General features: G+C 60.0%; 6 protein-coding genes and 5 pseudogenes. 2 read left to right on the plus strand and 9 right to left on the minus strand.

Annotated elements, in window-relative coordinates; translation table 11 throughout:
* Position 1 precedes the first annotated feature (1 nt).
* The 3 genes and pseudogenes from hlyD to BAY1663_RS11525 all read right to left on the minus strand — a co-directional run bounded on the left by hlyD (position 2) and on the right by BAY1663_RS11525 (position 2286).
* A complete protein-coding gene (gene hlyD / locus BAY1663_RS11515; RefSeq protein WP_010792193.1) occupies positions 2 to 1042 on the minus strand; it encodes a secretion protein HlyD in 1041 nt (346 codons plus the stop codon).
* 27 nt (positions 1043 to 1069) lie between these two features.
* Positions 1070 to 1495 carry a hypothetical protein gene (locus tag BAY1663_RS11520; protein ID WP_014819567.1) on the minus strand — a complete coding sequence of 142 codons (426 nt, stop codon included), beginning with the start codon at positions 1493 to 1495 and terminating at the stop codon, positions 1070 to 1072.
* Positions 1496 to 1679: 184 nt separating this feature from the next.
* Positions 1680 to 2286: pseudogene (locus tag BAY1663_RS11525) on the minus strand (TetR/AcrR family transcriptional regulator).
* Positions 2287 to 2569: 283 nt separating this feature from the next.
* Here BAY1663_RS11525 and BAY1663_RS11530 point away from each other — a divergent pair.
* A pseudogene (locus BAY1663_RS11530) lies at positions 2570 to 3465 on the plus strand (LysR family transcriptional regulator).
* A 369-nt stretch (positions 3466 to 3834) separates the two neighbouring features.
* On the opposite strand, the gene BAY1663_RS23765 reads toward BAY1663_RS11530, so the two are convergent.
* The 6 genes and pseudogenes from BAY1663_RS23765 to BAY1663_RS11550 form a co-directional block, all read right to left on the minus strand.
* The gene (locus BAY1663_RS23765) at positions 3835 to 4488 is read right to left on the minus strand and encodes a hypothetical protein (RefSeq protein ID WP_218186661.1); all 654 of its coding nucleotides are present in this window, start codon (positions 4486 to 4488) and stop codon (positions 3835 to 3837) included.
* A gap of 62 nt (positions 4489 to 4550) precedes the next feature.
* Positions 4551 to 4840 (minus strand): annotated as a pseudogene (locus BAY1663_RS11535) (helix-turn-helix domain-containing protein).
* A gap of 5 nt (positions 4841 to 4845) precedes the next feature.
* Positions 4846 to 5160 (minus strand): type II toxin-antitoxin system RelE/ParE family toxin, encoded by a 315-nt coding sequence (locus BAY1663_RS11540; RefSeq protein ID WP_037040809.1) that lies wholly within the window; start codon positions 5158 to 5160, stop codon positions 4846 to 4848.
* 44 nt (positions 5161 to 5204) lie between these two features.
* Positions 5205 to 5339 (minus strand): annotated as a pseudogene (locus tag BAY1663_RS25230) (integrase); the annotation flags it as partial.
* Positions 5340 to 5344: 5 nt separating this feature from the next.
* Positions 5345 to 5683 (minus strand): DUF5447 family protein, encoded by a 339-nt coding sequence (locus BAY1663_RS11545; protein WP_037040811.1) that lies wholly within the window; start codon positions 5681 to 5683, stop codon positions 5345 to 5347.
* Positions 5684 to 5722: 39 nt separating this feature from the next.
* Positions 5723 to 5937 (minus strand): annotated as a pseudogene (locus tag BAY1663_RS11550) (DNA-binding protein).
* Between the two features lie 206 nt (positions 5938 to 6143).
* On the opposite strand from BAY1663_RS11550, the gene BAY1663_RS23775 reads away from it, so the two are divergent.
* Positions 6144 to 6326, plus strand: coding sequence for a hypothetical protein (locus tag BAY1663_RS23775; protein WP_256206702.1), 183 nt, complete (start codon positions 6144 to 6146; stop codon positions 6324 to 6326).
* The last annotated feature ends 165 nt before the right edge of the window (positions 6327 to 6491 follow it).

Genomic DNA, 6491 nt, shown 5'->3' on the forward strand with positions numbered 1-6491 from the left:
TTCAACGCTCCCCCGCCGGGATACGGGTGCCGGCTTTCGCATCGACCTCGATCGTCACCGGCATGCCCTGGCGCAAGGCACTGTCGCTGTCGGCTTCGTCGATGACGATGCGCAGGCGGTAGACCAGATCCGTGCGCAAATCCGTCGTCTCCACCGTCTTGGGGGTGAACTCGGCGCGCGGCGAGATGAAGCCGATCTGGCCGCGATAGACCTTCTCTGATGAATCGCTTTTGACGCGCACCACAGTACCGGGCGCGATGCGCCCCAAGTCCGACTCGCCCACGTAGGCGCGCACGTAAACCGGCTTGTCCAGGCTCAGGCTGTAGACCGCGCTCTGGCTTGCGACCATGCTGCCGGGCTCCCGCACTCGTGCGATGACGGTGCCGCTACTGGGCGCCATCAACTCGGTGTCCGCCAAGGCTGTCGTGGCTTGCGCTGCGGCAGCCTGTGCGGCCGCAAGGCGAGCTTCTGCCGCGGCGATGTCTTCCTTGCGAAAACCTTCGGATGCTTGCGACAGGGCCGCCTTGGCCGCTTCGACGCCAGCGGCTGCCTGGTCGCGCGCCGTGCGGGCTGCATCGACCGTGCGCTGGCTGCTGGCGCCCGATGCCAGCAGGCCACTCTGGCGCTGGAAATTGCGCTCGGTCTCGGTGGCGAGCGCCTGGGCCTGCCTGAGGGCTTCGCGCGCCTGGGTGATTTCCTGCGGTCGCAGGCCGCGGCGCAGCTTGGCCAGTTCCGCCTGCGCCACCTGCACCTGGGCCTGTGCTGCCGCAAGTGCTTCCCGATAGGGTTGCGCGTCAAGCGCCGCCAGGCGCGCGCCCGCGCTGACGGCATCGCCCTCATCGAAAGCCATTTGCATCACGCGCCCGGGCTGACGGAAGGCCAGTTGCACCTCGCGGATGTCGACGTTGCCGTAGAGGCGCAATGCATCTTGTTGTCCATGGTCGCGCGACAACCAGAACGCCAGTGCGCCGCCAAGAGCGAGCACGACGACGGCGATCACGACCCAACGGGTTTTCTTGAAGAGGAGGTTTGGAGTTTTCATCGATGGGTTTCCGCTGGATAAAGGTGCTCAGTGCTCGCGTGCGACCGGCGCATTCGCCGCTGACCGGCGCCAGGCGATGGCCGCTATGCCAGCCCACACCAACGTGCGCAGCGTCATGGCGACCACCGTGCGTCGCTCCCAGGCGCCACCCAGAGCCACATGCACTCCGAAAGCGAGGAACACGAGTGCGGTCGCCACCGTGATGACAATCGCCAACCACGCGGCCCAGCGCCGGCGCATCCACAAGCCGACGCCGGCGACGATGTAGGCGAACCCGGCCAGAAAATTGAACCAGAGCACGAAGGGCACATAGTGGCCGGCGGCTTGGCGCGCCGCGCCGTCGACAAACAGAACGGCGCCGCCCTCCCGAAGAGTGAGCAGACCGAAGCCGATCGCAAGCAGGGAGATCAGCCAGTGCCAGATGCTGCGTTGTGGATGAGTGGTCATCTTCATGGCCTTTACTTGATCGGGGAAACTCCCAGGCCTTCGTCGTCGCGGCGTGCGTGTGCATTCCGCCGGGCGGTCGGGCTGAGTGTTGAATGACGCGGATTCGCGCTGGAGGCGCAACGCGATCGCATGACCGTGGTGTGCCTCTCGGCTGACCGAGGAACTGCGTGGCGGCAGGATGGAAGGCGTTTCATCGGGTGTGCGTGATGCCACGGAGATAGATGGCAAACACGGCTGGCGCGTCGCGGCGGATGCGTGCTACATCGCCCGCCAGCAACGACTGCATCACCAGCTTGAATTGTGCCGATGAACAAGACGACGGCCGCGTCCACATCCAGTTCTGAATGCAGCTCGCTTCGCGCCTTACCGGCTTCGAGCAGTCGACGCAACCGCTCACCATATTGACGGGTCAAGGTCTGCACCATTTGCTTGGGCAGGGTCTCCCCCGGCCGCTGTAATTCGCCGAAGAGCATCCTCGGCACCCCCGGGTGCTCGGCCACGAAGTCGATGTGCGTCTTGAAGATCGCTTCAAGAGCTGCGAGGGGGGACGTAGCACCTTCTGCGGCCTTGTCTACTCGAGCCAGCAAGCGTTCCGTAACCCAGGACATCACCGCCTGCAGGATTGCGTCTTTAGTCGGGAAGTGACGGAACAGTGCTCCCTGGGTCAACCCCATGCGCTGCGCGATGGCCGTGGTCGTGATGTCGCTGGGGTTCTGTTCGGCAGCCAAGTCGACCACTGCCTCGACGGTGGCCGCGCGCCTCTCATCAGCCGGTAGATGCCTGGAGCGTCCGCTCATTGCTTGCATCCCAAAAAGTGAGTAATCTATTACTATCTTACCACTGTGCAGCCAGGCCGCAAGAGGGGAAGCACGAAAAAGAGGTCTCGATGAACAGCAGAACTGCTATCTCAGACGGCTGCCAACGGTCGATTTCTAGCGGGCGCAAACGTCGCCCTCCGCACCTCATTGGCGGAAGGGCGCCGGCACATCGCAAGCCTGGCGGGGCGTAAGTGGGCGGGATGTGGATGGAGATGCTGGCGCCCGAGAGGCCGAACCAGAAGAAGACGAACAGGAGGTGGCCTTGGATTTCAGATTGCTGCGCTACTTCATCGCAGTCGCGGAAGAACTGCATCTGGCCCGGGCAGCCGAGCGTCTGGGCATCGAGCAATCGCCTGTGTCACGTGCGATGCGCGACCTAGAAAGCCAGCTTGGCGTGCAGTTGTTCGACCGCAGCACACGCCTGACGCGGCTGACCTGGGCCGGCCAGGTGTTCCTCGGCGAATGCCGGCGCGTGCAGGCCACCGTGGAGCAGGCAGTCAAGAGCGCCAAGGCGGCGGCACAGGGCTACCAGGGCCATCTGCGCATCGCGATCTGCGACGGCCTGGCGCAGCCCCGCATCGCCACCTTGCTGGCACGCAGCCGCGAGGAGGAGCCCGAGATGGAGATTCGCGTCTTCGAGCTGCCGTTCGCGCAGCAGCTCAAGACGCTGCACGACGATCTGCTGGACATCGGCTTTGCGTTGTCAAACGCGGTACATGATGGCCTCGTCGCCGAGCCGGTGTGGACCGATCCGCTGTCGGTGATCGTGCCCGCACGCCACCCCTTGCTGGCACACGTGCAGGTGCCGCTGGCCGAAGCCTGAAGTTCCCGCTGGTTCTGTGCCATCCCGAATCGGGATCGGGCTGCCGCCATCAGATTCAAGCGCTGCTGCAGGACGCAGGCACGCCGCTCAAGCTGGTCGATGAAGTGACCAGCCTGGGCGTGATGCTGACCCTGGTCGGTGCCGGCTACGGCATCGGCTTCGCCATCGCCTCGCAGGTGCAGACGCTACAGCGCCCGGACATCTCCATTCGTCCCTTGGCCGGCAGCCCACCGGTGCTCTCTACCTACCTGCTGCGCCGCCGGGGCGAACCCTCGGAGCCCATGAAGCGGTTCATCGAGCGGGCGAAAGGCGGGCGGGACCGGGCCTGTCGATGATGAGTCAATCCTTTGAGGACGCAGCTCACCTGTCCGTAGCGGCCTGTGGCGTGATGTGCCAGTGGACAGATAGACTTCGGTATGAAATCCGATGCTCTGGCTGTTGATGGATGTGCTTGGCTCGCTTTGGATCACCCGCAACGGCCTGCGTTGACCAGGCCGAAGACTTGAGTCCACAATCGAGTCCATTCCGTGACGCTTGGATCGGAAAAAACGTTCGTAATAAACGAGTTAGCGACCGGGTGCTGTTCCCTTCGCCCGCTCCAGATACCGTACGATAAGGCCCTGTTTTTACAGGGCTTTTTTGTTTCTGGCTTTTGGTGGTGTCGAAGAAGTGTCGAAAACACCCTTCCACGAATTCCGGTCAGCCTAATGCGATGGCTCAGTCGCGGCTGGGCGCGGAACGGCAGGAAGTGGCAAACAGTCTCCAAATTCTCGTTGAATTTTTGGGATCTGATCAGTAGGCGGGGCGCCAGAAACAATTAGTCCAAGGTTGGCCGCAATCGTTAATAGCCCGTTTGAATGGGTGACCATGGCGTGAACAAGCGGCGCCGGAAATCCTCGGCTGAAGCGATTCACCGCATGAATTCCACCATGGACGTATGAGCTTAAAGGCTTCCAAGAGTAATGCTTGAATTCCTTTAGCATCTCAATCGGTGCGTGCGGTGCCTTTTCTTCGATGGCAACGAGCATCTGACTGAGCATCGGAATAGTGGACCCCTTCTTTGCGCTATCGTATGTAAGGTCTGAAATGATCAGCTCCGCCTGTGAGTCGGACGCTACATAAAGCACCCACATAGAGCGAACCAGCGACTCATATTGCACCCTTAACAACGCTGCCGCAGACGTATAAAGGCCGGCGGCTATTAAGTGTTTAATCGCCTGTGAGTGCTCGAAAGCAAGGGCAGACAATGTCTTGCTAGCAACCAGTCTAGGAGACGAGTCATATACAGGTACTGAAAAGCACTTATATAGCGACTGCTCTAGAGCAGCAGATCTTGAAAGAAGCACGTCTAAATCCATGTCAGCGTCCTTGCCCAAAGTGTGGAATTTCCGTAGCTAGCGTCTAGCCGACTAGGCGGTGATCAGACGGAAGAAAGCGCTTGGATAACGTGCTTCGGATCGTTATGGATGGCGCGCAGCAGCGCCTTTGCCGGTCCGGTCGGTTCGCGTCGACCTTGTTCCCAGTTTCGCAGCGTACCCAGTTGAACGTCGATCATCGCTGCGAACTTGGCCTGGGTCAGACCGGTTGCCTTGCGGATCTCCTTCACCTGCAGCGAGTCGACGACGAATTCCCGCGAGGCTGACGTTCACCACGGTGAATCTCGTCCATCTGCTGGACGCTTTCCAGAAGGTCTTCGAAGAATTTGCTCATGGTGATTACCTCCACCGCTCGATGATTTGCTTGAGCACCTTACGCTCGTCTGCCGTCAGGTCATCCTTCTCGTTCTTCGGATAGATCAGCAGTAATGCGATCTGCGAAGCCGCCGTGAAGTGGTAGTAGATGACCCTGGACCCGCCTCGCTTACCGTGACCGCTAGACGCAACGCGAACCTTGCGAATGCCGCCAGTACCTTCAATCACATCGCCCATATCCGGCCGGTCAGCCAGTTGCCGCTGAAACTCCGCGTAGGCGTCATCGCTAAGCAGATCCCGCAGACGCTTGGTGAAGATCGGTGTCTCGATAAAGATCATAAACGAATAGTACGCCAGTGGCGCACCTCCTTCAATTGATCCGATTACTGGCTGGCGAGCGGTAACGTGATGCCGGCCAACGGTCCTAACCTGATCGCATCGCTCAAATGCTCAGGCGCGAGGTGGGCATACCTCATAGTCATGTTCAGCGAGGCATGGCCCAGGATCTCTTTCAGCTTACGCCCTACCCCACCAGCTCGAACGGTTCGTGGATCGGCACGTAGGGCGTTGGCTTGCCCGAGTCGTAGATAACGCTCCACCACTTCGCGGGGCGCTCGGGTGGCGTGTGCTTCTCGCAGATAAAGGCCGGTTCCACTGTCCACTCCGAGAGCAGAGCCTTCCAGATTCCACCGACGCAGCCCATTTGCAGCGTGCGAATCGGCCGCGCATACGCGGGGCGGCATAGGGCACAGGGTGTGAACCGGGAGGGATCGGGTTTCGCCATTTCGCGTCTGGACCAGCAGACAGAGCAGTCGCAGTCCTGGGCGTGCGGAAGGCGTTGATAACTGGCCGGCTTCTGCATAGGTCATCCCCTCCCCTGGCTTTCCGTAGACGGTGCGGATCATGCGGTCCACTCCTGTTCCAGCAGCCAGCTACGCAGCAGCGCACTGTTAATCATGCGGCGCTTGCCGAGCTTTACGGTGGGGAGTACGCCCCGGTAGACCCAGGCGCGGGCCATGGAGCATGTCAGGCCGTTGCGTTCAGCCCAGGCTTCGACGGTTTCCACGTCCTGCTGTGGGCGATCAGCTTTGAAGGTTCTAGCTCTTCCAGTTCCATGCTCGTTCCGTCACTATTCGTGGCAGTAGCGCTTAGGCGCTGATGAATTATTTATCAGACGGCGATGCTACCAGTAATGAACTATTTAAATTATTCATCATTTTTAAGAGCTTTTCGGAATGATAGAAGAGCGACTTAGAACGCTTGTTCGCCACCTGGGGCGCAACCAAGCTAGCCGAAACCACCGCTATCACTGAGCGACAGCGATGGCAGACCGTAGCGACAAATCGCAAGGTAAAAGCCGTATTGAAGATATGGAGGAGCTGCTGAAAGCCTTTCCTCAATATGAGCTTTGGCTTTGGAAGGGTGAGATCGATCCAACAAAAGGGCAGATCTCTCCTGGCTACGAAGAAGCACACTCAAACTTGCCCAGTCAAAACGCGGGATAGCGATTACAACGGAAGTAGCTAGGCGATGGTATGCCCGTGAATGAAATAGAACTTGAGGCTTTAAATGGATAAGGGAAAAGCCCTCTCAGTGATAAAAGTCTTTAAAGATTTTCCGCTCGCCGAATACGCCGAGCTAGCGATTGACACGTCCCTAGGGAAACCCTG

The organism is Pseudomonas sp. BAY1663, from assembly GCF_000582595.1.
Classification (GTDB): Bacteria; Pseudomonadota; Gammaproteobacteria; order Pseudomonadales; family Pseudomonadaceae; genus Stutzerimonas; species Stutzerimonas stutzeri_AF.